The 24743-nt window shown below is 55.8% G+C and carries 24 protein-coding genes and 1 other RNA gene; 13 read left to right on the top strand and 12 right to left on the bottom strand.

What is annotated here, in order from left to right:
• The 3 genes from WBM93_RS02205 to WBM93_RS02195 form a co-directional block, all read right to left on the bottom strand.
• Nucleotides 1-1486, bottom strand: a 1486-nt coding sequence (locus WBM93_RS02205) for an LON peptidase substrate-binding domain-containing protein (protein WP_424427718.1), incomplete at its 3' end; no start/stop codon positions are given.
• A gap of 98 nt (nucleotides 1487-1584) precedes the next feature.
• Nucleotides 1585-1920, bottom strand: a complete 336-nt coding sequence (locus WBM93_RS02200; protein ID WP_424427716.1) for a YbaB/EbfC family nucleoid-associated protein — start codon at nucleotides 1918-1920, stop codon at nucleotides 1585-1587.
• Nucleotides 1921-1922: 2 nt separating this feature from the next.
• The gene (locus WBM93_RS02195; RefSeq protein ID WP_424427714.1) at nucleotides 1923-3659 is read right to left on the bottom strand and encodes a DNA polymerase III subunit gamma/tau; all 1737 of its coding nucleotides are present in this window, start codon (nucleotides 3657-3659) and stop codon (nucleotides 1923-1925) included.
• 119 nt (nucleotides 3660-3778) lie between these two features.
• On the opposite strand from WBM93_RS02195, the gene WBM93_RS02190 reads away from it, so the two are divergent.
• Nucleotides 3779-5344 carry a sulfatase-like hydrolase/transferase gene (locus WBM93_RS02190; protein ID WP_424427712.1) on the top strand — a complete coding sequence of 522 codons (1566 nt, stop codon included), beginning with the start codon at nucleotides 3779-3781 and terminating at the stop codon, nucleotides 5342-5344.
• 52 nt (nucleotides 5345-5396) lie between these two features.
• On the opposite strand, the gene ffs is transcribed toward WBM93_RS02190, so the two are convergent.
• The 4 genes from ffs to WBM93_RS02170 all read right to left on the bottom strand — a co-directional run bounded on the left by ffs (nucleotide 5397) and on the right by WBM93_RS02170 (nucleotide 8062).
• Nucleotides 5397-5491, bottom strand: an RNA gene (gene ffs / locus WBM93_RS02185) — signal recognition particle sRNA small type.
• Between the two features lie 37 nt (nucleotides 5492-5528).
• Entirely contained in the window at nucleotides 5529-5870 is a 342-nt protein-coding gene (locus WBM93_RS02180) for a 2Fe-2S iron-sulfur cluster-binding protein (RefSeq protein WP_424427710.1), read from the bottom strand.
• Nucleotides 5867-6976: a cysteine desulfurase family protein gene (locus WBM93_RS02175; RefSeq protein ID WP_424427708.1), complete on the bottom strand. Its 1110-nt coding sequence runs from the start codon at nucleotides 6974-6976 to the stop codon at nucleotides 5867-5869. The genes WBM93_RS02180 and WBM93_RS02175 overlap by 4 nt, the downstream gene beginning before the upstream one ends.
• 9 nt (nucleotides 6977-6985) lie before the next feature.
• Nucleotides 6986-8062: a cysteine desulfurase family protein gene (locus tag WBM93_RS02170; RefSeq protein ID WP_424427706.1), complete on the bottom strand. Its 1077-nt coding sequence runs from the start codon at nucleotides 8060-8062 to the stop codon at nucleotides 6986-6988.
• 140 nt (nucleotides 8063-8202) lie between these two features.
• Between WBM93_RS02170 and WBM93_RS02165 the strand changes: the two genes are divergently transcribed.
• Nucleotides 8203-8859 (top strand): alpha/beta hydrolase, encoded by a 657-nt coding sequence (locus tag WBM93_RS02165; protein WP_424427704.1) that lies wholly within the window; start codon nucleotides 8203-8205, stop codon nucleotides 8857-8859.
• Between the two features lie 2 nt (nucleotides 8860-8861).
• On the opposite strand, the gene WBM93_RS02160 is transcribed toward WBM93_RS02165, so the two are convergent.
• Entirely contained in the window at nucleotides 8862-9041 is a 180-nt protein-coding gene (locus tag WBM93_RS02160) for a hypothetical protein (protein ID WP_424427722.1), read from the bottom strand.
• Nucleotides 9042-9261: 220 nt separating this feature from the next.
• Between WBM93_RS02160 and WBM93_RS02155 the strand changes: the two genes are divergently transcribed.
• On the top strand, nucleotides 9262-10044 hold the full coding sequence (locus WBM93_RS02155; RefSeq protein WP_424427702.1) for a hypothetical protein: 783 nt from the start codon (nucleotides 9262-9264) through the stop codon (nucleotides 10042-10044).
• On the opposite strand, the gene WBM93_RS02150 is transcribed toward WBM93_RS02155, so the two are convergent.
• A complete protein-coding gene (locus WBM93_RS02150) occupies nucleotides 10031-11626 on the bottom strand; it encodes a phosphoenolpyruvate carboxykinase (RefSeq protein ID WP_424427700.1) in 1596 nt (531 codons plus the stop codon). The genes WBM93_RS02155 and WBM93_RS02150 overlap by 14 nt on opposite strands.
• A gap of 238 nt (nucleotides 11627-11864) precedes the next feature.
• Between WBM93_RS02150 and WBM93_RS02145 the strand changes: the two genes are divergently transcribed.
• The 8 genes from WBM93_RS02145 to WBM93_RS02110 are packed head-to-tail and all read left to right on the top strand — an operon-like array spanning nucleotide 11865 to nucleotide 17461.
• Nucleotides 11865-12569, top strand: a complete 705-nt coding sequence (locus tag WBM93_RS02145; protein WP_424427698.1) for a response regulator — start codon at nucleotides 11865-11867, stop codon at nucleotides 12567-12569.
• The gene (locus tag WBM93_RS02140) at nucleotides 12541-14127 is read left to right on the top strand and encodes an ATP-binding protein (RefSeq protein ID WP_424427696.1); all 1587 of its coding nucleotides are present in this window, start codon (nucleotides 12541-12543) and stop codon (nucleotides 14125-14127) included. Before WBM93_RS02145 ends, WBM93_RS02140 begins: the two co-directional genes overlap by 29 nt.
• Nucleotides 14124-14579, top strand: a complete 456-nt coding sequence (locus tag WBM93_RS02135; protein WP_424427694.1) for an HPr kinase/phosphorylase — start codon at nucleotides 14124-14126, stop codon at nucleotides 14577-14579. The genes WBM93_RS02140 and WBM93_RS02135 overlap by 4 nt, the downstream gene beginning before the upstream one ends.
• Entirely contained in the window at nucleotides 14576-15511 is a 936-nt protein-coding gene (gene rapZ / locus WBM93_RS02130; RefSeq protein WP_424427692.1) for an RNase adapter RapZ, read from the top strand. Before WBM93_RS02135 ends, rapZ begins: the two co-directional genes overlap by 4 nt.
• A gap of 5 nt (nucleotides 15512-15516) precedes the next feature.
• Nucleotides 15517-15921 (top strand): PTS sugar transporter subunit IIA, encoded by a 405-nt coding sequence (locus WBM93_RS02125; RefSeq protein WP_424427690.1) that lies wholly within the window; start codon nucleotides 15517-15519, stop codon nucleotides 15919-15921.
• Nucleotides 15918-16196 (top strand): HPr family phosphocarrier protein, encoded by a 279-nt coding sequence (locus tag WBM93_RS02120; RefSeq protein ID WP_424427688.1) that lies wholly within the window; start codon nucleotides 15918-15920, stop codon nucleotides 16194-16196. Before WBM93_RS02125 ends, WBM93_RS02120 begins: the two co-directional genes overlap by 4 nt.
• Before the next feature lie 4 nt (nucleotides 16197-16200).
• The gene (locus WBM93_RS02115) at nucleotides 16201-17004 is read left to right on the top strand and encodes a TrmH family RNA methyltransferase (RefSeq protein ID WP_424427686.1); all 804 of its coding nucleotides are present in this window, start codon (nucleotides 16201-16203) and stop codon (nucleotides 17002-17004) included.
• A 49-nt stretch (nucleotides 17005-17053) separates the two neighbouring features.
• Nucleotides 17054-17461 (top strand): COG3650 family protein, encoded by a 408-nt coding sequence (locus WBM93_RS02110; protein WP_424427684.1) that lies wholly within the window; start codon nucleotides 17054-17056, stop codon nucleotides 17459-17461.
• A gap of 3 nt (nucleotides 17462-17464) precedes the next feature.
• Here WBM93_RS02110 and WBM93_RS02105 read toward each other — a convergent pair whose 3' ends face one another.
• Both WBM93_RS02105 and def read right to left on the bottom strand, forming a co-directional pair.
• A complete protein-coding gene (locus tag WBM93_RS02105; protein ID WP_424427682.1) occupies nucleotides 17465-18802 on the bottom strand; it encodes a DNA recombination protein RmuC in 1338 nt (445 codons plus the stop codon).
• A gap of 103 nt (nucleotides 18803-18905) precedes the next feature.
• Entirely contained in the window at nucleotides 18906-19478 is a 573-nt protein-coding gene (def, locus tag WBM93_RS02100; protein WP_424427680.1) for a peptide deformylase, read from the bottom strand.
• 425 nt (nucleotides 19479-19903) lie between these two features.
• On the opposite strand from def, the gene WBM93_RS02095 reads away from it, so the two are divergent.
• Complete coding sequence (locus WBM93_RS02095; RefSeq protein WP_424427678.1) at nucleotides 19904-22894, top strand: TonB-dependent receptor domain-containing protein; 2991 nt, start codon at nucleotides 19904-19906, stop codon at nucleotides 22892-22894.
• 154 nt (nucleotides 22895-23048) lie between these two features.
• Here WBM93_RS02095 and recR read toward each other — a convergent pair whose 3' ends face one another.
• Nucleotides 23049-23651 carry a recombination mediator RecR gene (recR, locus tag WBM93_RS02090; protein WP_424427676.1) on the bottom strand — a complete coding sequence of 201 codons (603 nt, stop codon included), beginning with the start codon at nucleotides 23649-23651 and terminating at the stop codon, nucleotides 23049-23051.
• 229 nt (nucleotides 23652-23880) lie between these two features.
• Here recR and fmt point away from each other — a divergent pair.
• Nucleotides 23881-24743, top strand: an 863-nt coding sequence (gene fmt, locus WBM93_RS02085; RefSeq protein WP_424427720.1) for a methionyl-tRNA formyltransferase, incomplete at its 3' end; no start/stop codon positions are given.

Below are 24743 nucleotides of genomic sequence, written 5' to 3'. Positions count from 1 at the left end.
GCCGGATGATCTCCATTCGGTCGAGCAAGGCCTGGGGAAGATTGAGCGAGTTGGCGGTTGTCACGAACATGACGTCCGACAGATCAATATCGATTTCAAGATAATGGTCCTGGAACTTGTCATTCTGCTCCGGGTCAAGCACTTCGAGCAGCGCCGATGCCGGATCACCACGGAAATCCTGTCCCAGCTTGTCAATTTCATCAAGCAGGAACAGCGGATTGGATGTGCCGGCTTTCTTCAGATTGGAAACAATCTTGCCTGGCAGTGATCCGATATAGGTTCTGCGATGACCGCGAATTTCAGCCTCGTCGCGCACGCCGCCGAGCGATTGACGGACAAATTCGCGTCCGGTTGCCCGCGCGATCGAACGACCGAGCGATGTCTTGCCGACACCAGGCGGTCCCACAAGACAAAGGATCGGGCCCTTCAACTTGTTGGTCCGGGTCTGCACCGCGAGATATTCAAGAATGCGTTCCTTGACTTTCTCGAGCGCGAAATGGTCGTCGTCGAGCACTTTCTCGGCCTGCTTCAGGTCCTTCTTGAGCCGCGACTTCTTGCCCCAGGGCAGTCCTAGCAGCACATCGAGATAGTTGCGCGTCACCGTGGCTTCGGCGGACATCGGCTGCATGCCCCTGAGCTTTTTCAGTTCGGCACTCGCCTTGGTTTTCGCTTCCTTGGAAAGCTTCATTTCCTTGATTTTCTTGCCAAGCTCGGCAAGCTCGTCACCATCGCCGTCTTCGCCGTCACCCAGTTCTTTCTGGATCGCCTTCATCTGTTCGTTGAGATAATATTCGCGCTGGGTCTTCTCCATCTGGCGCTTGACGCGGCCGCGGATTTTCTTCTCGACCTGCAAGACGCCCAGTTCGCCTTCCATGAAGGCAAAGACCATTTCGAGACGCTTGGTGGGATCTCTTTCGATCAGCAGGCTCTGCTTGTCGGCGACCTTCACATTGATATTGGCCGCAACGGCATCAGCAAGGCGCGAAGCATCGTCAATCTCGCCCAGTTGGACGACCGTCTCGGCAGGCATTTTCTTGTTGAGCTTGGAATAATTTTCAAACTGGTCGACGACCGAACGCATCAGCGCGCCGGCTTCGGCGCCTTCGGCGACCTGCTCTTCGAGCAGATCGATATTGGCCAATACATAGCCTTCCGATTTTTCTTCGAGCGACCGGTGTTGGGCGCGCTGCTTGCCTTCAACAAGCACTCGAACCGTGCCATCGGGAAGTTTCAGCAATTGCAGCACCGTCGCTACCACGCCGAGATCATAAAGCTGATCGCGTGCGGGATCGTCTTCCGCCGGGTCGAGTTGCGCGACAAGGAAGATTTCCTTATCCGAATCCATCGCTTTTTCCAGCGCGACAACCGATTTGTCACGACCGACAAATAACGGCACAATCATGTTCGGGAACACCACGATGTCGCGCAATGGCAACAGCGGCAGGGCCTTGGATTCTGGGGCAGGATTGACTTCGGTCTCGGACATTTTTACTCCAACATGTTGCGCTGCAACAGCGCTTCTGCTCACTATATGGTGCCTGCCGGAGACACTTCAAGCGGAATGCGTCGGATTGGAAAAACGAGTTAAAAGGGCAGTTTAAAACCTGGGGGTAACTGCATACCGCTGGTCATCTTGCCCATTTCTTCGCTGCTTACCGCGTCCGCGCGGTTGCGGGCATCATTGAAGGCGGCTGCAACCAGATCTTCCAGCATCTGTTTCTCTTCGGCCTTCATCAGGCTTTCATCAATCGTCACGGCAAGGACACGGCCTTTGGCTGTCGCCTTGACCTTGACCAGCCCGCCGCCGGCTTGCCCTTCGACTTCAAGGCTATCCAGCTTCTTCTGCGCCTCTTCCATCTGGACCTGGACCTGTTGTGCAGCTTCCTGCGCGGCTTTCATCATTTCTTCCATCGATTTCACGGCTATGCGCTCCTTGATTCTTGTGGGCGGTGATCATCATCCTCGATCAGCTGGGCATCGGGAAAGGCTTCAAAAGCCGCTTTTACCAGCGGCGCATTCAGTATCGCCTGCCGCTCTTCATTTCTGATCTGCTGTTCCTGTTCGACGAGGCTCGGCTGGGCTTCGCCGTGCCCTTCGGTAATTTTCCAGTCCTGACCGGTTTCCTGCCGCAACGCGTCCGCAATTTTCCCGATATCGGCATCGGCAATCGTCCGCACCGGCTGATAGACTATGTGGGACGCTTCAAGCGATATCAGGCGCATGTCGGCAATCAATATGCTTTCCAGAACAGCGGAAACCCGACCGACGGCTTTGACAACATCTGCAAACACGTCTGGCAACGCGCTGGCTTGCGGCTCTTGCGCGCTGGCTTGCGCGGGAGCTGGAGGCGGAGGTGGAGCAGTCTGCGCGACAGGCTCGGCCACCGGTGGCGGCGCTGCCTGCTTGCTTTCCGGCGCGCTAGCGGGTGCTGACACGCCCTGCTCCAGCATTTTTGCGAGTTTGCCCGGATCGGGCATATCGGCGGCACAGAGCACCCGGAGCAACGCCATCTCGCAGGCTTCGCGGGGCAGATGCGCTTGCTGGACTTCCTGATAGCCTTTGAGAAGCAACTGCCACAACCGATGCAAAACCGGATAGGAAAGCTGCTCGGCCCAATCGGAAAATTGTTGCTTGGCCGCGTCCGACAATGTCGGGTCGCTAGCCCTGCCGACCTTGAACAGGGTCACCTGATGGGAAAGCGACAGCAATCCGTTCATCAGCGACAATGGCTCCACGCCAATTTTATATTGCTCGCCAATAGCATCGAGCAGCGCCGCAGAATCGCCTTCGAGCAATTTTGCAAATAGCCGCCGGACGGCGCCACGATCCGACAAACCAAGCATATCCCGGATCTGGACGGCCTTGACCTCGCCATCGCCGTCCATATCGGCATGGGCAATCGCCTGATCGAGGATCGAAAGACCGTCGCGGACAGACCCTTCGGCCGCCTGAGCGATCAGATCGAGCGCCTCCTGCTCCGCTGTCACGCCTTCTTTCCCGACAATCATCCCGAAATGCTGGGACAGTTGCCCGGCGCTGATCCGCTTCAGATCAAAGCGCTGGCACCGAGATAGAACGGTGATCGGAACCTTGTTGACCTCGGTGGTTGCGAAAATGAACTTCACATGGGGTGGCGGTTCTTCGAGCGTCTTCAGCAATGCATTGAAGGCATTTTTCGACAGCATATGGACTTCGTCGATGATGTAGATTTTGTAGCGCGCCGAGACCGATGAATAGCGCACCGCCTCGATAATCTCGCGTACGTCATCGACGCCGGTATGGCTCGCGGCATCCATTTCGATAACATCGATAAAACTGCCTTCCGCAATACTGCGGCAAGGTTCGCATTGACCGCAGGGATCGATCGTCGGACCGCCCTGCCCGTCTTCGCCAATGCAGTTCAGCGCCTTGGCAATCAATCGGGCAGTGGAGGTTTTTCCGACACCGCGGACACCGGTCATCAGGAAAGCGTGCGCCAGCCGGTCGCGCTTGATCGCGTTGCCCAGCGTCTGAACCATCGCGTCCTGACCGATCAGTTCGGAGAATTTCGACGGCCTGTATTTGCGAGCCAGCACACGGTAAGGTTGCGCTGCGCCGGGCGCGGGCTGTTCTGGTGCGTCGACGCCGCCAGCCGCAAATATATCTTGTGAATCGGACATGTGCGAAGAGTTTAGGCGAGAGGCCCCGGCTTGTCGAAGGCTATTCGCCGTCAATATCGAGTCTAACCAAAAATAAAGAAAAATTTTGTAAACCCGCTGTTTCGCAGAACGGGACAGGCATGATTAGAAACGCAATCTACGCCGCGACCGGATTTGGTCTCTTCTGCATCGGATATCTGCTGATTAACGAGCAGATTCTTGTGCAATCGATTCTCTATCGGGCAGCGGCCAGCGACGATAAAAGCGCGCTGATTGCACTTGCCTCGATGGCTTGTCAGGCGACTCTATTGCTTATCGGTCTGATACTCCTGTCCAACCGGCTGTTCTGGCTGGTCCTGATTCTGACCGGACTTTCTGCCGCCACCAACACGATCTTCAGCCAGATACTCAACGACATTATCGATCTCGCCAAATTTGACTGGCTGCTGACAGAAGCCCGCCATGCGCAAAATGCTGCTGGGCAATTTGCCATTCCTGCCGCCATCGGCCTGGCCAAGACCCTGGCTGCACTGGGGCTCTTCGCTGCTTGCCGCAGGCTGATCCGGCGATCCTTGCAAAGTCGCGCCCGCTTGACCGGCGCTCCCGGCGGCAATATCCCGGCAATCCTTATTCTCGTAATTCCTTCGGTTGCCTTCGGCCTTGGCCTTCCCGGGCAGCTTGCAGCAGAACGAAATATCTATAATTTTGCCGTCGAGAAACTCACCATTCCGCCACCGCCGCACAGACGCGTGGTTGAAATCCCTGTTTCGAAAACCGGACAATCCGTCGAGAAGATCATCTGGATCGTGGATGAAAGCATTGCCCATGATGCTTTCGCGAAGCTCGTCAGCCCGGATTTATCGCGCTTTGGACCGATTGATTTCGGCAAGGCATCCGCGATGGCCAATTGCAGCGCGCCTGCTCATGTCGCGCTGCGTTCGGGCATCGACGTCATGCGCGTAAATGCCCTTACCGACTTGCGCAGTACGCCGTCGATCTGGGGATATGCCAGAAAAGCCGGGTATAAAACCGTCCTGATCGACGGGCAGGTCTCCGGACCACCGCAAAATTTGCTGCTGCCGCCCGAAGCAAGCAAGATTGACGAAATCAAGTCGCTGGCATCGGGAATGCAAACTGATCTGGCAATTGCGAAAAATTTGAATGCGCGCCTGAAAACCGGCGGCAAAGAATTTGTCTATGCGGTGCTGCGCGGCGTTCATTTTCAATATTCCGACCATTATCCTGCGGGCACGCTCCCGGTGGACAAGGATTTGTCACAACAATATGGAGCAGCCATTACCTACTCCAAACAGGGCTTCTTCGAGACGCTGCTAGATGGTGTCGACCGAGGAAAAATCGCAATCCTCTATACATCCGACCACGGTCAGAACGTGAAAAAAGGCGTGTTGCCGCATTGCTCCGTGATACCGGAAAAGGAAGAGTTTGCCGTGCCGTTACTGGCATTTTTACCGGTAGCTGTTGCTGCGGATTTTCCCGCACAAAACAAATCCGGTCATAGCGCCAGTCAGATATTTCCATCAACCCTGGCATGGATGGGCTATCATAAAGCCACGGTAACCAAAACCTATGACAACACTCTTGAACAGCCGACCAAAAAGTTCGTCTGGTTCGGGCGGGCAGTCATCCCGCTCAGGGCGGGCGACCGTATCGAAGTCAAAGAGTCGCGAGTCTCTCTGGTCGATTGATTGAAACGGGGTTTGAAAATTATGATTCGCTACGAAAGCGTCGCGGTGATTCAAAGTAGGAGCCGGGCGACCCGCAGAAAAATCGTTACGGCTGCTTCCTTCCGGACCTGACCGGGTTGGCGAACACTACGTCCACCCGACTCCCGCTGCGCATATGGTGGGACTCTGGCCAAAATGCAAGCAACTAGATGATCTGCATATCGTGGCTTTCCGCCGGTATGTGGACGGTAAGTCCGTCCAGTTCCTGTGTCAGCGTGATCTGGCATGCCAATCGGCTGGTTCGCCGCGCGCCGGCAGCAAGATCCAGCATATCCTCTTCCATCTCCGTCGCGTCGGGCAATTTGTCAAAATCCGCCGCTTCCACAATCACATGGCAGGTCGAACAGGCCATCTGCCCTTCGCACGTACCTTCGAGAGGCTGGTCATGGATTTGCGCGACGGTGAGCAGATTATCACCATCCGATGCTTCGGCGGATGCCGTTTGCTGGCCGTCAGAGCTGACAAAATGGACCGTGACTTTCTTCATGATAGTTGCTGCTCCGCCGCTTGATTGATCAGGTGGGCCGCCTGTTCCACCTCTTCGACGCTGTTGTAGCGGCCAAATCCGAGTCGGATCGATGACTTGATCCGTGCCGGTTCAAGCCCCAGCGCAGCCAGCACGTGGCTGGGCCGACCCGAGCCGCTGGCGCAAGCCGACCCTGCGGAAAATGCCACGCCGCGGGTGTCCGACATCAATCGGGCGACATCGAGGCCATCGCGGCGTATATTCAGATTGCCCGGGTAGCGTTGATCGAGTGACCCGTTCACCGCCCAGTCGCCAAACAGACTGCGCGCTGTTTCGGAAAGATTGATGATGTGGATCATGTCTTCATCCCGGCGCTCGGCACAAATTTTCGCCGCCCTTCCCAGCCCCGCACATAAAGAGGGAGACAGCGTGCCTGACCGCACTCCCTGCTCCTGGCCACCGCCGTGGATCAGCGGCGGCAGATCGATCCCGTCACGGACCCAAAGCGCGCCAATGCCCTTGGGGCCGTAAATCTTGTGGCCGGACAGGGCGATCAAATCTGCTTGCTCGGGAATGGCGATCCGGCCAAAGCCCTGCACCGCGTCACAGAGCATCAGTGCGCCGTGCGCATGAGCCAGCGCCGCAATTTGCTCGACCGGCTGGACAACGCCGATTTCGTTGTTGACCAGCATCGCTCCGACTAGCGCGGTTTTCGGGCCAAAACATGCTTCCAAATCTTCCATTTTGACCAGACCCTGTCGATCGACGGGGAGCAGTTTTGTGTCAAAACCCTGAGTGCCATACCAGAGCGCCGTATCGCGCACCGCGGCATGTTCGGTATCGACTATGGCGATCTGGTCGCGCCCTCGCGGGGCCATATTCCGGACCGCACCAAAGGCCAGATTAATCGCTTCGGTCGCACTGCCGGTGAATATCACTCGCCCGTTTTCGGGCAGCAAAGCGGCAACCTGTTCGCGTGCAACCTCGACTGCGGCTGCCGCCTGCCGGCCGAAGACATGCGCACTGTGCGGATTGCCGAAATTCTCTTTCAGCCACGGCAGCATCGCGTCGAAAACTTCGGGTGCGAGTGGCGTGGTCGCCTGATTATCAAGATAGATGGTAGCCATTGGTCCGGCTCAGCTTCCCCCCGCTTCCGCGAATATCGACTTCCACTTGTCGATGAATGCATAGATATGTGTCCGGCTGGTGTCGCGTCCGATACTGACCCGAATCACTTCGCGCGCGACCTGCGGATCCGTACCCATGGCTTCCAGCACATGGCTGGTCTTGAGCGTACCCGAAGAACAGGCGCTGCCGGCAGAAACGGAAAATCCTGCCATATCGAATTTGATCAGTTGCGTATTCGCGGCGACGCCGGGCATATGGTAACTCGCGATCGTCGCGATGCGGGGTGCGTTCTCCGCAATCACGGCGCCGCCTTCCTTCCTGATCGCATCATCAAGATGCTGGCGCAGCTCGGTCGCCCGACCGGACCAGTTTGCAGGCGCTTCCAGCGCCGCAGTCATCCCCATGATATAAGGCAGATTCTGCGTACCGGACCGGTATCCCTGCTCCTGACCACCATCGGCGTCGAGCAGCCTTAGGTCCTTGACGAGCAGCGCACCGACGCCTGGTGGTCCTCCAAATTTATGCCCGGCCACAATGATCAGGTCGGCATCCGGCAACGGCATTTTTCCGATCGACTGGGAACAGTCGGCCAGAAGATGGCTGCCGCGATCGCGGACAACTTGTACCAGCGCATCCAGATCCTGGATCACACCGGTTTCGTTATTGACCGACTGGATGGCCACCAATGCCGGTTCTTCGATCCCCTTCAACAGATGGTTGAGGTTCATCGGAACAACCATCCCGCTCGTATCGACCGGAATCGGTTTGGCGTTGCGCGCGAATCTGAGCATTACATCATGCTCGACGGGCGAAACATATTGTAGGGTCGGCTTTGACTTGGTCAGCGCGATCTGGATCGCCTCGCTCGCTCCGCCAGTAAAAATAACGTCGCCATCCCAATCCAGAGCCGTCTTGAATCGCCGCCGCGCATTTTCCAGCATCGCTTGCGCCGCTCGACCATCGCCATGCGGCGAAGAAGGATTGGCCCAATGCTCAAAACCCTCCGCGCAAGCCTTTTTGGCCGCATCTAGCATCGGCGCCGTAGCGGCATAGTCGAGATAGATGCGTTTCGTGTCGGCGACCATATTGGCAAATTCTCTCTGGCGTGCTGGATTGAGTTGCGGATTTGTCCACTCTCCCTATATAGGCGCAGCATCCAGCGCAAAAGCTATTCTATTTTCTCGCGCTCTGGAAAATGTAATTTTGAGCGAAGAATCGAAAATCCATGCCAGATGTAGTTTTTACCGGACCCGAAGGCCGCCTCGAAGGCCGTTTCAGCCCAGGACCCCGTGACCGCGCGCCGGTTGCAATGATTCTCCATCCCCACCCGCAAGCCGGTGGCACGATGAACGACCGGATCACCCAGGCGATGTACAAGACATTCGTGAAGCGCGGTTTCGCGACTTTGCGATTCAATTTTCGCGGCGTCGGCCGTTCGCAGGGCACATTCGACAACGGCATTGGCGAATTGTCGGATGCCGCTTCGGCGCTCGATTGGGTGCAAAGCTTTCACCCGGAAGCCCAGACCACCTGGATCGCCGGCTATAGCTTTGGCGCCTGGATCGGTATGCAGCTTCTGATGCGCCGTCCTGAAATTCGCGGTTTCATCTCGGTATCACCACCAGCCAATATGTATGATTTCAACTTTCTGGCACCCTGCCCGTCGTCGGGCATCATTGTTCAGGGTGTCAACGACGAGGTCGTCACCCCCGGCGCAGTCCAGAAACTGGTCGACAAGCTGCGGACCCAGAAACATATCACGATCCATCATGACGAAATTCCCCGCGCCAATCATTTTTACGAGAATGAAATGGAACTGCTGATGGGTTCGATCGACAATTATCTCGACATGCGACTGGCACCGGATTCGCCGATTAAATAGGATCAGCCTGCGGACGGCGCCGGCAACGGCTGGTTGCTGTCCGGGACAGGGATCAGCGCAACGCCGACATTCGCGAACATCACCGCGGCCGCGACCAGCATTAGCCAGCCCTGCTTTTTGTTGATGCCCTTGCGCAGCACAAAAATACCGCCGGCGAACAGCGCGGCTCCGGCGAGCATCAAGATCGATAATATCAGGTTTGACATGGCTTGATGGTTACGGGTGCATCGGCAAACTGACAATATATTGTTTGGACAAATTTCCGGAACAATTGCGATGTCATGCCCGGTTTATTGTCCGTTACCAGCCAGCTGTCCTGAACGGTATTGCCATCGGCAGTCTTTTTGGTTAGAACATATAAAGAACAAATGGAAGAATCGCTCGAGAAACGGAACTGGCCGCGTGAATCCCGAACCGCCCCTTCTGATCATCGCCTCCATAGCGGACGATCTCGATCTGGCGCACCTGCCCTGGTCCGAACCGGCAAGAGCGAGAGTTTCGGTCAACAGCGCCAAGTTTAATGAACTGGAGATCGTCGAAGTCATCGTTGACGGCATGCCGTTCCTTCTATCCCGCCTGTCCACGGCTGAAACCGCGCAGAAATTTTCTGAGCAGAAGTTCGAGCGGCTTTTCTGCGGTGCGCCTTCTTCGAATGATTCAGCCATCGGCGTCGGCCCGAGAGATATGCTTATCAGCGCGCGGCATCTTCCGGAGGTCAACCACCGGCTGCTTCTGCTGGGCAAATGGATCGGAGAAAGCCTTGCAGCTTCTGCAGCAGCGTGGCTGCCGTCCGGCAGACTTGCAAGCTTTTCCTATTTTGAAGAGACAGTGGCAGAATATCTCGCTGGCGGACCATTTCCCTCTTTATTCCAGACTTCTTTCGCTGAAATTGAAAAAGGTCTTTTCGTGACCCGCGGGCTCAACTATTTTACCGGTCAGGAAGTCCGTTTGACTGCGCCTTCCGGCTATAGTGTTTCGGACGTGGCAAAACGACTGGTTCGAATCATCACCGATATCGCGACCCGCGGAAAGATTGACTCTCCCGCGCAAGCACAAGGCATCGTTGACGGCGAAACGCTGAACTTCTTGCCCAGCGATGATCTGGCCCATCTCGACATCACAATCACAAACCGGGCCATCAAGACCCCGCCGGCAAGCATTTGCTCCCAGACTAGGCGGCAGTAGGGGCTGCTTCCCGGACATTCTGATCGACATGTTCTGCAAATTGCTCGAAATTGTCGATGAACAATTTGACCAGCTTTTGCGCCGTCTCATCATAGGCTGCCGGATCGGACCAGGTCGAACGGGGATCGAGGATTGCACTGTCCACGCCGGGCACCGATACCGGCACTTCGAAACCGAAATTGTCATCAATCCTGAAGTCGCCGTCATTGAGGCTGCCATCCAGCGCGGCGTTCAGCAACGCGCGGGTCGCCTTGATCGGCATCCGGTTGCCTTCGCCATATTTGCCGCCGGTCCAGCCGGTGTTTACCAGCCAGCAACGGACTCCGCCTTTGGCGATCCGTTCTTTCAGCAGATTCCCGTATACCGAAGGATGCCGGGGCATGAACGGTGCGCCGAAACAAGTCGAAAAGGTTGCTTCCGGTTCGGTCACGCCTATTTCCGTGCCGGCGACCTTGGCGGTATAGCCGGAAAGGAAATGGTACATCGCCTGCTCCGGAGTCAGCCGGGAAATCGGAGGCAATATGCCGAATGCATCGGCGGTCAGCATGATGATATTCTTTGGCACCGGACCCATATTCTGTTCCGAGGCGTTGGGGATGAAATCGATCGGGTAGGCGCCGCGGGTATTTTCCGCTTTGCTATTGTCATCCAGATCCAGTTCCCGGGTTTCGGGGTCCATCACCACATTCTCCAGAACGGTTCCGAAGCGCCGGGTGGTTGCAAAAATTTCCGGTTCCGCTTCTTCGGACAACCGGATCATCTTGGCGTAACAACCGCCTTCGAAGTTGAATACGGCAGTATCGGACCAGCCATGCTCGTCATCACCGATCAGCACGCGACTGGCATCAGCCGACAATGTCGTCTTGCCGGTTCCCGACAGACCGAAGAAAATGGCCGTGTCGCCTTCGGGGCCTATGTTCGCCGAGCAATGCATCGGCATCACCGAATCGAGAGGCAGCAGATAGTTGAGCAGGCCGAATACCGATTTTTTCATTTCGCCGGCATAGGCTGTGCCACCGATCAGTATCAGTTTCTCGGTGAGGTTTACCGCGATCACGGTCTCGCTTCGCGTACCATGGCGGTCTGGATCGGCCTTGAAGCTGGGCAGATCGATGATCGTATATTCGGGTGCGAACGCCGCGAGTTCATCGGCTTCGGGCCGGACCAGCATCGTCCGGATGAACAGATTGTGCCAGGCCAGTTCATTGATGATCCGAACATTCACGCGGTGCTCCGGTTGCGAACCACCAAATAGATCCTGGACGAATAACGTATCTTTCCCGGCCAATGCAGCAAGAAAGTCCTCTTTTAGCGCGGCAAAATGATCCGGCGTCATGCCGACGTTGGTTTTTCCCCACCAGACCGTGTCTTCGGTTTCGCCATCCCGGACAATGAACTTGTCATTGGCGGAACGTCCGGTGTGCTTGCCGGTTTCCACGACCAGTGGACCGTCTTTCGCCAAATGCCCTTCGCCGCGCGATACCGCGGCTTCGACCAATGCAGGGGCACCCAGATTCCAGTGCTGCTCGGCCGAACTTGCAAAACCTTGATCATTTAAAGAAACAGACGAAACATTTGGCACAGGTAATCCCCTAAAGCTTGAAACAGGTTGAGTTCACGCCGATCTGGCATTTTGAATCGGCGCTTACTGAACGATATCGAGTCGGTCAAATTTCTTCCCGCTGACCAACGCAAAACTACAGAATTCCTCGCCAGATCGCGACTCCATCTATCGAAACCGTTACCGACGACTTATCTTGAAACATACTATCCCATCCCCTAGGTCGAATCCAGAGCGAGCGGCAAAGGAACGCAAATTTATGGCAGCCAATATTGCTCTTGTTGACGACGACCGCAACATTCTGACTTCCGTGTCGATCGCGATGCAGGCGGAAGGTTTTATCACGCGGGTCTACACGGACAGCGAGGCAGCCCTTCATGCGATCCTGGAGAATCCTCCGGACCTTGCAATATTCGACATAAAAATGCCGAAAATGGACGGGCTTGAACTGCTCAGAAGAGTGCGCGAAAAATCAAACCTGCCGGTCATATTTCTGACGTCGAAGGATGAAGAACTGGACGAAGCACTCGGCCTGGCGATGGGTGCGGACGACTATATCAAAAAACCCTTTTCGCAACGGCTGCTCATCGCCCGGGTAAAATCCATTTTGCGACGCACGGATTTTATCAAATCACTGGAAGACGGCCAGGACGACGGATCCGCCGAACCGATCATCCGCGGTGAACTGGAAATGGATCCGGCACGGCATCTGGTGAGATGGAAGGGGGAGAATGTCACCCTGACGGTCACCGAATTCATGATTCTTGAAACATTGGCGCATCGGCCGGGTGTGGTGAAAAGCCGCAACCAGCTGATGGATGCCGCCTATCAGGACGATGTCTATGTCGACGACCGGACGATCGACAGCCATATCAAGCGGCTGCGCCGAAAATTTCGCGAAGTCGATTCAGATTTTGATGCAATAGATACGTTATATGGAGCCGGATATCGTTACACGGAATGATGGCACGCAAGATAGTGAAAGCGGGCTGTCTCTGCGATGGTCGGCCCGGCTTTCCCTTACGACCCGCATATTGGTCGTCAATGTTTTGGCGATTGCGCTGCTGGCTGGCGGTCTTTTCTATCTCAACAATTATCGGGACAGGCTGACCGAAGAGCGGCTCGCGCAAGCGAGAATGCAACTCACGATAATTTCCGATGCCTTGGCTTCGGGCGATGTTCGGAACAGAGACGCACTGGTTAGCCAGTTTTCCCGTCATCTAAACGCCCGATTGCGCCTTTACGCTCCTGACGGCACGAAAATGATCGACAGTTTTGCACTCGCAAAGCCGACCTATCGATTCGTGGACCCGGATGCAGAGCCATTGCGGAAAGATGCTGCCCGGATGCTGGACAAAACCATAGAAAGCTTCGTTTTCAGCACCCAGATTCCGAATTTCAGCGAGCCTGCCAATGATGTCGCGGATGAGTGGTCCGAACTTGTGACAGCCCAACAGACATCGCGGGCGGTCAGCTCCGTCAGTTTTGCACCGGACCGTACGCCTGTAATCGTGGCCGGGAAACCGCTCCCCGATGAAACCGGCTCGATCCTGCTTACAGCCAACGCACGGGATATCACGCGAATTGTAAGAGCGGAACGATCCAGCGTGCTGCTCGTGATACTGGTCGCGGCAACAATCTCGATCCTGCTTTCGCTTTTCCTTGCGCGTACAATCGTCAGACCGATCCGGAAACTGGCCCGCGCGGCTGTGCGGGTCCGCATGGGGAGATCGGACGAAATCGCGATTCCCCGTATGCCTGGCCGTCGCGACGAAATCGGGCAGCTGAGCCGCGCGCTTTCCGACATGAGCGCGGCCTTGCGTCACAGGATCGATGCGACGGAGGCCTTTGCCGCCGACGTCAGCCATGAAATCAAGAACCCCCTCGCCTCGCTACGGTCGGCGCTGGAGGGGCTGGAACGGGTCGACGACCCCGATTTGCAGAGACGGCTGCTGGATGTGGCCAATGACGATATCCGCCGCATCGATCGGCTGATCAACGATATTTCCGATGCTTCGCGGGTCGATGCCGAACTGGCCAGAGCCAAGTTTGAACCTATCGATATCGGAAATATGCTGGAACAGTTGCTCGCTGCACGCGAACAACGTACCTCCAATCTAGGAGTTCATATTGCATTCGCGCGACCCGCAAAGGATGTTGCAAAAGTGATGGGAGACGGCGGTCGGCTTGAGCGCGTGTTCGGCAATCTGCTGGACAATGCGGTCTCTTTTTCGCCGAAGGGCGGGCTGGTGGAGATTTTGGCGACACCGGACGGCGACGATATTGTAATCCATGTCGCGGACCAGGGTCCGGGCGTCCACCCGGACCAGAGGGAAGAAGTCTTCCAGCGTTTCCACTCCGACCGCCCCGATGGCGAAGCTTTCGGAAAGCACAGCGGGCTGGGCCTTGCGATTGCAAAGACGATTGTCGAAGGCCACCAGGGCAAGATCCATATTCTGGACCGGGCGGGCGGAGAATCGGGAGCCTGTTTCGAAATTCGTCTTCCCAAGGCTCCGGGATGACAAACCGCGCCGACCAGAACGATCAGCTGATAACCCACGCAACTGCCGTGGCTATTGCTGGCGCAGGCGTGATGATTTGTGGAAAATCCGGATCAGGAAAATCCGATCTGGCATTGCGTCTGATCGACCGCGGCGCAATATTGATCAGCGACGATTATGTGGACATCAGGCGAAGCAACGGAAATTTATTGCTCAATCCACCGGCCAATCTCGCCGGCAAACTGGAGGTCCGGTCGCTGGGCATCCTGGGGTGTGAACATGTCTCCGGGGTTCCATTGAAAATGGTCATCAATCTAAAGGAAAACCCCGATCGCTTCCCGCTCGACAAGCAAGTCATGATTTTGCTGGGAATAAACATCTCATTCTGTACATTGGACGCGATGGAGAGCAGCGCGGCAATTAAGGCAGAATTGGCTTTGCAACGATTATCACAGGATATCGCAAGCCAATGACCACAGGTTCCACCAAACGGGTGTTGCTGGTCACCGGCCTGTCCGGTGCTGGAAAGACCACCGCATTGAAAACACTCGAGGATATCGGCTGGGAGACGGTGGATAATTTCCCCTTCCGTCTTGTCGAAGGCCTGCTGAAAACACCGCCCTCCAGTTCCCGGGGTGACAGCGACCCGCCATTGGCGCTGGGTTTCGACAGCCGGACACGGGGATTTGAACCGAACAAGCTAATCGCTAGCATCAAGCGTTTGCAACAAAATCAGGGTTATCTGATCTCGACACTGTTTCTGGATTGTAGCGGCGGCGAACTCGAGCGGCGTTACGGAGAAACCCGCCGCCGGCACCCGCTCGCCCTTGATCGACCGGCAAAGGAAGGGATCGCCCTTGAACGGACATTGCTCGAGCCTTTTCGTCGCTGGGCCGATCATGTGATCGACACCAGTGATCTGACGGCCAACGACCTGCAGCGCGAAATCCGTGAGCATTTTCTACTCGACAAAGACGCGGCTACTACCATCACGATAACCAGCTTCGGTTTTTCAAGGGGTCTCCCCAATAATATCGACCTGCTGTTTGACGTCCGCTTTCTGGCCAACCCGTTCTGGAATCCAGATCTCAAGCAAATGACCGGCCTCGATCCGGATGTGGCGGAATTTATCAGCAAGGATCCCGCCTATCTCGAGGCGATTGAGAAAATACTCGACATGCTCAAATTTCTGCTCCCGCGCTATCAGGAATCTGGCAAGGCCTACGTCAATATCGGTATTGGCTGCACCGGCGGGCGTCACAGATCGGTACATGTTGCAGAGCGGCTGAGCAAAGACTTGCGTGCTGCAGGCTTTTCGCCCAATGTCCTGCATCGCAACTTGGCATCACCGCCAATGGAAGCGCTGGAATCCATGCAGAATTTGAACGGGAACAGGGGAATTTAATCAGGATGATTGGATTGGTTCTCGTCACACACGGGCAGTTGGCAACGGAATTTGTCATCGCGATGGAACATGTCGTCGGCGCGCAAAAGGCTATCGCTGCGGTCGGCATTGGTGCCCGCGACGATATGGAACAACGCCGTCAGGAAATAGCAGATTGCATTGCGAAGGTAGATTCCGGCCAGGGTGTCATCATCTTGACCGACCTGTTCGGCGGGACACCATCCAATCTTGCCATTTCACTGTTGGAAAAAGGCAAGGTCGAGGTCATAGCCGGCGTGAATCTGCCGATGCTCATTCGCCTCGACGGCGCGCGCAAATCGATGGAAATTGGATCGGCTATTGCCGCGGCCAAGGAAGCCGGACAGAAATATATCAGTGTCGCTTCTGAAATACTGGGAAGCGATGCGTGAGCGAATTTCGCAAAACCGTCGAGATCACAAATAGACGGGGGTTGCACGCGAGAGCGAGCGCGAAATTTGTCACCTATGTCAGCAAATTGCCCGACGATCTGGACGTAAGGGTGGCGAAGGACGGTACCGAAGTAACCGGCATGTCGATCATGGGCCTGATGATGCTTGGTGCTGCCAAAGGTGACAGTATCGAAATCATTGTTTCCGGCGAACAGGCGGAGAGCGCGCTGGAGAAACTGGCCGGCCTGGTCTTCGACGGCTTCGGAGAAGACTGAGCCCATGCGCCACCAGATTACCGGCTTTTCCAATCCGACGATCAAGCGGCTCAAGAGCTTGCGCGAGAAAAAACTCCGCAAGCGTGAGGGCCTGTTTCTCGCCGAAGGACTCAGGATTTTGACCGAGGCGCTGGATAGCGGAAGAACCCCCAGGATGCTGGTGGTTGTCGAAGACACAGAACTGCACCCACTCGCGCGGAAAATAGAGGCCGCAACCGTGGCCGCTGGTGGCGACGTGATCGAAACCAGCGAAGCGATCATTGCCAAACTTTCCGGCAAATCCAATCCTCAATCGATCATCGGCATCTACCAGGATCATCCGGTCGCGCTGCAAGAACTGGATCGAACAAAAGCGGATATCTGGCTGGTGGCACAAGCCCTCCGCGATCCCGGCAATCTCGGCACAATATTGCGCACCGGCGATGCCGTTGGTGCTGGGGGACTGATCCTGATCGACGATTGCGTCGATCCGTTTTCGGTCGAAGCAGTGCGCGCGAGCATGGGCGCTATTTTCACCCAGCAAATTGCGCAGGCGCGATGGCCCGAATTCGAGTCCTGGCTGCGAAGCGGGCCGGGCGAACTGGTCGGGACCAGCCTCAATACCGAAAAAGACTATCAATCGGTCCACTATGCAGCGCCGACCTTTTTGCTGATCGGCAACGAGGCGCAGGGTTTGCCGGCAGAATATGAAGCGGCGTGCGACACGCTGGTCAAAATGCCGATGATGGGAAGAGCAGACAGTCTCAACGCTGCCGTCGCAGCTTCCGTCATGGCTTATGAAGTACTGAACCAAAGCCGGCAGAGATAGTTAGAGTTTTTACAGCCCCTATGATAGCTTCGCGACGGAGGGGAAATTTATGAAATATAGGATATTGCTGTCATCACTTGCCGCATTGTCGCTTTCGGGCTGTGGAGAACCTGCAGAGGAGCCTGTCGAGGAAGCAAAGCTGGGTGACTATAGCGCCATCGGAACCGAACCGGGCTGGGGTGTCGAGATCAAAGATGAAACTATCGCTTTTACGACGCAGGACGGCAATGATTTTTCGCTCCCGGTTTACCGTATGGACAAAACCGGTAGCGGCTGGGAAGTCAAAGGCTTTTCCGACGCCGACAATATCAATATCTATATCACCAGCGGCGAAACATGCAGCGACGGCATGAGCGACCGCAGCTATGCCGATACGGTAAAGGTGGAAGCAAGCAAAAGCGGTAGTTTGAGTGGATGCGGCGGCGCGATTACCGAAGGACCGAATGGACCGCCCTAAGGTCTATTCTGCCGCTTCGTTGCTGATCTCGCGATCGTCTTCGATCAGCTTGTCCGTTACCTCATCGCTATAGCGGGGTAGTGCCTCTATTTCCGGCACCGGCTCCAGTTCCTTCTTGCCGGTTTCGATCTGCAGCTCGGCAAATTTGCGTCCGGTCGCCATGATGTTGCGCTCGAAACTGCCGACAAATTTATTGTAATTGCCGACCGCGCTACCAAGCCCCGAACCCATCCGCTTGAGATGCTCTCCGGCAACCGCAAGCCTGTCATACATTTCCTTGCCCAGCTGCCCGATCTGCTTGGCTTCGGCAGCCATTTTTTCCTGACGCCAGACGCCGGCGACGGTACGCGCAATCGCGACCAGATTGGTCGGCGTGGCGAGCAACACTTTCTTCTCGAAAGCATGGTCCCACAAGGCCGGTTCATGCTCCAGCGCGGCGGCCAGGAAATGTTCTCCGGGAACGAACATGATGACATAGTCCGGCGCGTCTTCAAACTGGTCCCAATAGGCTTTTTTCGACAATCCATCGATATGTGCCTTCATGCTGTTGCAGTGCCGCGCCATAGCAAAGGCCCGTGCATCTTCTTCTTCCGCCTCAAACGCGTCCTGATAATCGTTGAGCGAAACCTTGGCATCGATCACCAGCTTGCGACCACCCGGCACATTGATCACCGCATCGGGACGCAGGCGCCCTTCGTCGGTGTCGATGCTCTGTTCGGTGACAAAATCGGTATGTTCCGAAAGCCCGCAGGTTTCGAGGACATTCTTGAGCTGCTGCTCTCCCCAGCGTCCGCGGGACTTCGGTGCATTGCGGAGCGAATTGACCAGGCGTGCCGCTTCCTGCTGCACCCTGTCCTGCCCTTGCCGCACCTGTTCGATGGTCGCGCTGATCCCGGCGTAGGATTCGGTTCGCTCTTTCTCGATCTTGGTGATCGAGGCTTCGTAGGTTGCAAGACGCTCGTGGACCGGCTGGAGCAATTTGGCGATTTTCTCGCCGCCTTTTTCATTGGCCTGATCAAAGCGCTGGTCGGCCCGCTCGAGAAACTGTCGCTGGGCGGTCTCCAGCATCTTGGCGCCGATTTCGGAAAATTGCGCCGACAAAGCCTCTTTCGCTTCGACCAGCTGCTGCATCTGCTTTTCATGATTGCGGGCATCGGCCTGCAGCGCCGCGAGCTCGGTCTTCGCCGCATCGCGCTCGTCGCGCACCCCGTCGAGAGTTATCCGCAGCGCATCGGTTGCTTGCACCGCTTCTTTGGCTGGCTTGCCACCGATAATCCATCCCAGCGTCAAACCTCCCAGAAGAGCGATGACGATAGCGATTATGACGATAATGGGGTCCAAGACATCTCTCTTTCAACAGGAACGAAAAGAGAACTTAGGCCGTGTTGCGGTCTAACTCAAGCGCTGAATTCGGCATATTGCGCCCTATCGCAGGAGCACAGCTTCAGGCAGCGATCCCGTGTTCTTTACGCAGTTTCGCAAGCTTCTTGAGCACCATCTGGCGCTTCAGCCGGGACAGATGGTCGATGAACAATATCCCTTCGAGATGGTCCATCTCGTGCTGCAGACAGGTGGCCAGCAGGCCTTCGATCTGCTCTTCATATTGCTTGCCCGTTTCATCCTGCCAGCGCGCGGTAATGCTCGCGGGCCGCTCGACATCGGCATATTGGTCGGGCACCGAAAGACATCCCTCGCTATAGACGTTTACTTCCTCGGACGGATCCAGAATTTCGGGATTGATGAAGACACGCGGATCGCGCACCACTTCATGTTCGTGGTGGCAATGTTCGCCATGTTCATGATCGTGGTCATGCTCGACCGGTTCCTGCAGGTCGATCACCAAGATCCGTTTGGGCACGCCAACCTGAATCGCGGCGAGGCCAATACCCGGCGCTTCATACATGGTTTCAAACATGTCCGCGATGAGCGTCTTGAGCGCATCGTCAAACTCGGTGACCGGTTCTGAAACGGTTTTCAGCCGCGGATCGGGAACTTCAAGGATCGGTAAAATAGCCATGGTCCAAATTTAGGGATTTTGCCGGGATTCGTCAAGCAGCTGAAGCAGGACTTCCGCACTGCACAAAATTTAACCAAGTGCTGATTTCGGTCGTGTGCTCCGGCAAGGGGTTACGGTCGAGGCAGCTTTTTCAATTCTCGGGCCCCTAATACTCTCGTCCTGTCTGATCAGGTCTGCCTAACGGCATATTTGTTGTGATCATAGACCAACCGGACATCATCAGTTCAAGGGTCCGCACAAAACCGGCAAACCGCCATCTTCCGCGGATAATCTATAGTTTCCGGGTAGAGATTTCACGACAGGCCGATCAACAAGTCCAGAGAATAGGCTTGACTGGTCGATTGATTAAATTGCACGTTGTAAAAAAAAAGTAATCTGGACCGCCCCAAGAAAAAAGAAGTCCGGTTAATCAGGGAGGAAAAACTATGACCAAGTCTGCTTTACGCCAGAAATGCGCCTTAGGTACGTTGGCTATCGTTATGGGAATTGCGCCAGGCACGGCCTATGCACAGGACACTCAAGAAGCCGAAGACGCCAAGAACATCATCGTTGTTACCGGCAGCTTCATTCGCGGCACGCCTGAGGATGCAGCCGTTCCGGTTGATGTTTTCACGGCGAGTGATCTGACCCAAAGCGGTGTGTCCTCTCCGCTCGAATTTATCAAAAGCCTGCCTTCTGTCGGCGCAGTGCTTGGTGATTCAAACCAGTTCTCGACCGCCAGTCAGGGCTTTCAGGGCAATGGTTCTATCAACATGCGCGGCCTTGGCCCCACACGGACATTGGTGCTGTTCAACGGACGGCGCGCAATCTCGGCGCCGGGCGACGGATTTGTCGACACCAATTTGATTCCGTTTTTTGCGGTTGACCGGATCGAACTGCTCAAGGACGGCGCGGCGGCGACATACGGGTCCGACGCGATTGCCGGAGTGGCAAATTTCATCACCAAAAAGGGATTTGACGGCGTTGAAATGCAGGGTGATTATGAGTCGATAAAAGGCTCTGACGGCAACTGGACCGGTTCCATCGTAATTGGCAAAGATTTTGGCAATGCGAATATCCTTGCCGGTTTCGGCTGGCAACATCGTTCCGAACTGGGGACAAAGGATCGCGACTTCACGCTGGTCCCCTACGAGGTTAACCCGTCGGGCTGGTCTGCTGTCGGCAATCCGGCCACATATACGCCGCGGCTTGGACCCATTTCACAAGGCCGGGCCGGGACAACTATCGGGATCGGACTGGATGGTTCTGCTGTCGGTGCCTGCGAAGCATTGAGCGGGGTTGTCGACAGTATCGGTTTTCCGATCTGTCGCTTTTCATTCGTACCATTTGACAATCTGATCGAGGAGGAAGACCGTTATCAGGGCTATCTCCAGGCCGATGTCGAATTGAGCGATACATTCCGCTTCCATGCAGAAGCGCTTTATTCGCGTACAGATCTGGAATCGCTTGCCTATTCACCAAGCTTTCCGGCGACCCAGGGACCATCGGGCTCAGGAAGCGCAAACCAGTTTTTCGTTCCCTCCAGCAACCCGGGCTATGCAGGCTTTATCGCCCAGTCGGGCCTGGCCGGTGGCATCGCCGATCCGTTCACTCCGGGAACGCTGGCCAATACCTTTGGCAGCTATGCTACAATCATCCTGACCCGCCCGGTCGCGTTGGGCGGCAATCCGCGTGATACAGAGCGCGGCGCTGGCCGAGGTAGTGCGAAGAACGAAGCATGGCGCTTTTCAGGCGGGTTTGAAAAAGATTTCTCAGACAGCTTCCGCGCGCAACTTTACACCACATGGTGGCGATCGGAACGCGACGCTTTTGCTCCGGGTGTGATTGGATCGCGTTTGCAGTCCGCGCTTGAAGGCTTTGGCGGACCCAATTGTGTTCGGGCAACCGGGACGGCGGGCCAAGGCGATTGCCGTTATTTCAACCCGTTCATCAACAGCTCTCCGTCTAACCAGCCATTTAATCTTGCCAATCCGGCCTATATTCCAGGCAATGACAATGACCCGGAACTGTTCTCCTGGATTCAGGTTCCAAATGGAACCCACCAGGTGGAAGAGCAAACCGTGGTCGATCTGATCTTCTCCGGCGAACTCGGCATTGATCTGGGCGGTGGCGCGATTGGCTACGCGTTCGGTGGACAATATCGCGAAAATGACTTTTCTTCGCGCCCGCTCAACGACACTACCAATCTTAACGTAAACCCTTGCTTCATCGAAGGGGACTTAAGTTGCGTAGGAACATCGACCGATGGCGTCGGTTCGTTCATCTTCCTCGGGGGCACAAGGCCGGACAGCGTTGGCCAAAACGTCAAGGCGCTGTTTGCCGAAGTCAACATTCCGATCAGCGACACGTTGGAGATCAATGGAGCGATCCGGTTTGAAGACTATGGCGGATCGGTGGGGTCGACAATTAATCCCAAGGGCGCAATCCGCTGGGAACCAACCGACTGGCTGGTTCTGCGCGGTTCGGTCGGAACAACATTCGCTGGACCTCTGGCAACGCAGGTTTCGCCAAACGGGGTGACAAGCCTTGCCGGCATCCAGGCTGCCAACAACAATTTTAAATCGGTCGATATTTTCGGTAACCCCAATACCCTGGGTCCCGAAGATGCTTTGACATATAATATCGGTGCGGTGCTCGATTACGGCGGCTTCACTTTCTCGGTCGACTATTGGACTTATGACTTTAACGGGCGGATCACGACAACACCGGCGCAGGCGATCGCCAGCAATGTGGTGCCGACACCAGGCGGCCTTGCCAATTGCGGCAATGTTTTCGTCGATCTGGTCACCTTCCAGGGCGGCTGTGTTCAGGGCGTAACCACTGGCCTTGATATATCGCGCGTGCGCACGGACTGGGTCAACGGGCCTGGCGCCAAAACTAGCGGGCTCGACTTCGCGCTCGATTTCACTACCGAAGTCGGGCCGGGCGTCTTTTCGATCGGCGGCAATGCCTCGCACGTGCTGAAATTCGATTTCGAGGATTTCGTGCTGCGCGGCGTCGTTGTTCAGCCCGGCTATAGCGCAGACGGATTCACCAATTACTTCCGCGATCCGGGCACGATCTCGAAGTGGCGGGCCAATGGCTACGTCAATTATAATGTTGGCGGTCTGAACGTGCGGTACGGGCTTAAATATATTGACGGTGTTACCGATGATCGCTGCGTTGGACTAGCTGCCTGTGCCACGACAAGCTTTGGACCGACAGAATTTGGCAGGGAAGTTGATGCTTATACGCAACATGATTTCCATGCTACTTACGATTTGCCGATCAGAAGTTTTGACGCTCAGTTGCAATTCTCGGTCGAGAATTTCACCGATGAGGATCCGTCGGCGGCGCGGCTGGAAGTCAGCTATGATCCGTTCATTGGCAACCCCTTCGGTCGAATCTTCCGCTTTGGTATGAAAGTGGGTTTCTAAGCACCTTCAAATTGAATGAAAATCAGGGCTTGCCGGAACTTCCGGCAGGCCCTTTTTTTGTCAGCATCAAATGGGCTTCAGAAGTTCATAACTCTGCATTTTGGGGGCGTGGGCCATCGAAACTTCAAATGAACCACCGCTTACGGAATCTGGCTCAATCCTGATTTATCGGTCTTCTTGAACGCAGCGCCTGGGCCAGCGTGCCTTCATCAAGATAATCCAGCTCCCCGCCCACGGGTATGCCGTGAGACAGCTGGCTGAGCCGCAATGGATAATTTTCGAGCCGTTCCGCGATATAATGAGCAGTGGTCTGCCCCTCCAGTGTGGCGTTCATCGCCAGCACGACTTCGTCGATCCCGCCCTGCTCGACGCGTTTGATCAGCTTGTCGATCGCAATATCTTCGGGACGCACGCCGTCCAGCGCAGACAACCGTCCGCCGAGCACATGGAATTTTCCGGGAAACAACCGGGACTTATCCAGCGCCCACAGGTCGGATACTTCCTCGACCACGCAAAGCGCCTTTTCATCGCGGCGGGGGTCATTGCATATCTGACAGGGGTCCTGTGTATCGACATTGCCGCAGATTCCGCAGGTAACAAGCCGTTCATCGACCTTAGTCATTGCCGCCAATATCGGCTTCATCGCTGTTTCCGGACGCTTCAGCAGATATAGGACCGCCCGCCGCGCCGAACGCGGACCAAGGCCGGGAAGCTTGGCGAGGGCCTGAACCAGATTTTCGATCTCTTGCGATGCCATGGCTTAGTCATTAGGAGCAGCCGCACGAACCTGCCAAGCAGAAAATGCCTGTCCTACACGAACACGATTGGATATCATCGCGGCCATGTCGGGCACAGGTCAAATATTTGATGTAGATTGCAGAACCGTTTGAGGGGGTTCGTTTTTCCGGGAAAATAGATTCCGGATTAGGGGGTGTGACCCTGTGTGACCCGGAGAAAGATAGATTATGACGTCTGGCGTAAAATCTCTGCGCATTGCTTTTATGGGAACCCCTGATTTCGCGGTTCCGGCGCTCAAGGCGCTCCACGTCGCGGGGCACGAAATTGTCGCGGTCTACTCGCAGCCGCCCCGACGTGCTGGACGAGGCAAGAAATTGTCTCCCTCCCCGGTACAACTGCTGGCAGAAGAACTCGGCATCGAGGTGCGCACGCCGGTTTCATTGAAGAATGAAACCGAACAAGCGGCTTTTGCCGCGCTTGATCTCGATGTCGCGATTGTTGCCGCTTATGGTCTGATCCTGCCCCAGGCGATATTGGATGCGCCGAAAATGGGCTGTCTGAATATCCACGGCTCGTTGCTCCCCCGCTGGCGCGGTGCTGCGCCAGTCCAGCGCGCCATCCTCGCGGGAGATACGGAGACTGGCATCACCATCATGCAAATGGAAGCGGGGCTCGACACCGGCCCGATGCTGCTGAAATCGACAACCTCGATGGCTAATAAGACCGCCGGAGAACTGACCGACGAATTGGCCAAGACAGGCGCAGAGCTCATGGTCAAATATCTGGCTTCCCCGTCGGAATATCCTGCGGAAATACAGGATGATACGCTGGCGACTTATGCGAAGAAGATCGGGAAACAGGATGCGCGGATGGATTTCAGCCAGTCTGCCGAACAGGTTGGACGCCAGGTCCGCGCTTATAATCCTGTGCCCGGAGCATTCTTCGAATATCAGGATGTTCGATACCGGATTCTCTCTGCGAAAACCAGTGATGGCGAAGGACCGTCGGGTGCGGTTATGGACGACCGTCTACTGATTGCCTGCGGGATCGGAGCAATTCAGCCTGAAATCATTCAAAAAGCCGGCAAGCCGGCGATGGATCTCAAATCCTT

This window comes from Parasphingorhabdus sp. (assembly GCF_049667325.1).
Classification (GTDB): domain Bacteria; phylum Pseudomonadota; class Alphaproteobacteria; order Sphingomonadales; family Sphingomonadaceae; genus Parasphingorhabdus.
The sequence above is the reverse complement of the archived record's forward strand: the minus strand, read 5'-3'. Positions and strand labels throughout refer to the sequence as shown.

Bases quoted from the DNA above. Each gene is read 5' to 3' on its own strand.
- WBM93_RS02195 (WP_424427714.1), bottom strand. From the start codon at position 3,659: ATGTCCGATTCACAAGATATATTTGCGGCTGGCGGCGTCGACGCACCA.
- WBM93_RS02190 (WP_424427712.1), top strand. From the start codon at position 3,779: ATGATTAGAAACGCAATCTACGCCGCGACCGGATTTGGTCTCTTCTGC.
- WBM93_RS02180 (WP_424427710.1), bottom strand. From the start codon at position 5,870: ATGAAGAAAGTCACGGTCCATTTTGTCAGCTCTGACGGCCAGCAAACG.
- WBM93_RS02175 (WP_424427708.1), bottom strand. From the start codon at position 6,976: ATGGCTACCATCTATCTTGATAATCAGGCGACCACGCCACTCGCACCC.
- WBM93_RS02170 (WP_424427706.1), bottom strand. From the start codon at position 8,062: ATGGTCGCCGACACGAAACGCATCTATCTCGACTATGCCGCTACGGCG.
- WBM93_RS02165 (WP_424427704.1), top strand. From the start codon at position 8,203: ATGCCAGATGTAGTTTTTACCGGACCCGAAGGCCGCCTCGAAGGCCGT.
- WBM93_RS02145 (WP_424427698.1), top strand. From the start codon at position 11,865: ATGGCAGCCAATATTGCTCTTGTTGACGACGACCGCAACATTCTGACT.
- WBM93_RS02140 (WP_424427696.1), top strand. From the start codon at position 12,541: ATGGAGCCGGATATCGTTACACGGAATGATGGCACGCAAGATAGTGAA.
- WBM93_RS02135 (WP_424427694.1), top strand. From the start codon at position 14,124: ATGACAAACCGCGCCGACCAGAACGATCAGCTGATAACCCACGCAACT.
- rapZ (WP_424427692.1), top strand. From the start codon at position 14,576: ATGACCACAGGTTCCACCAAACGGGTGTTGCTGGTCACCGGCCTGTCC.
- WBM93_RS02125 (WP_424427690.1), top strand. From the start codon at position 15,517: ATGATTGGATTGGTTCTCGTCACACACGGGCAGTTGGCAACGGAATTT.
- WBM93_RS02115 (WP_424427686.1), top strand. From the start codon at position 16,201: ATGCGCCACCAGATTACCGGCTTTTCCAATCCGACGATCAAGCGGCTC.
- WBM93_RS02110 (WP_424427684.1), top strand. From the start codon at position 17,054: ATGAAATATAGGATATTGCTGTCATCACTTGCCGCATTGTCGCTTTCG.
- def (WP_424427680.1), bottom strand. From the start codon at position 19,478: ATGGCTATTTTACCGATCCTTGAAGTTCCCGATCCGCGGCTGAAAACC.
- WBM93_RS02095 (WP_424427678.1), top strand. From the start codon at position 19,904: ATGACCAAGTCTGCTTTACGCCAGAAATGCGCCTTAGGTACGTTGGCT.
- recR (WP_424427676.1), bottom strand. From the start codon at position 23,651: ATGGCATCGCAAGAGATCGAAAATCTGGTTCAGGCCCTCGCCAAGCTT.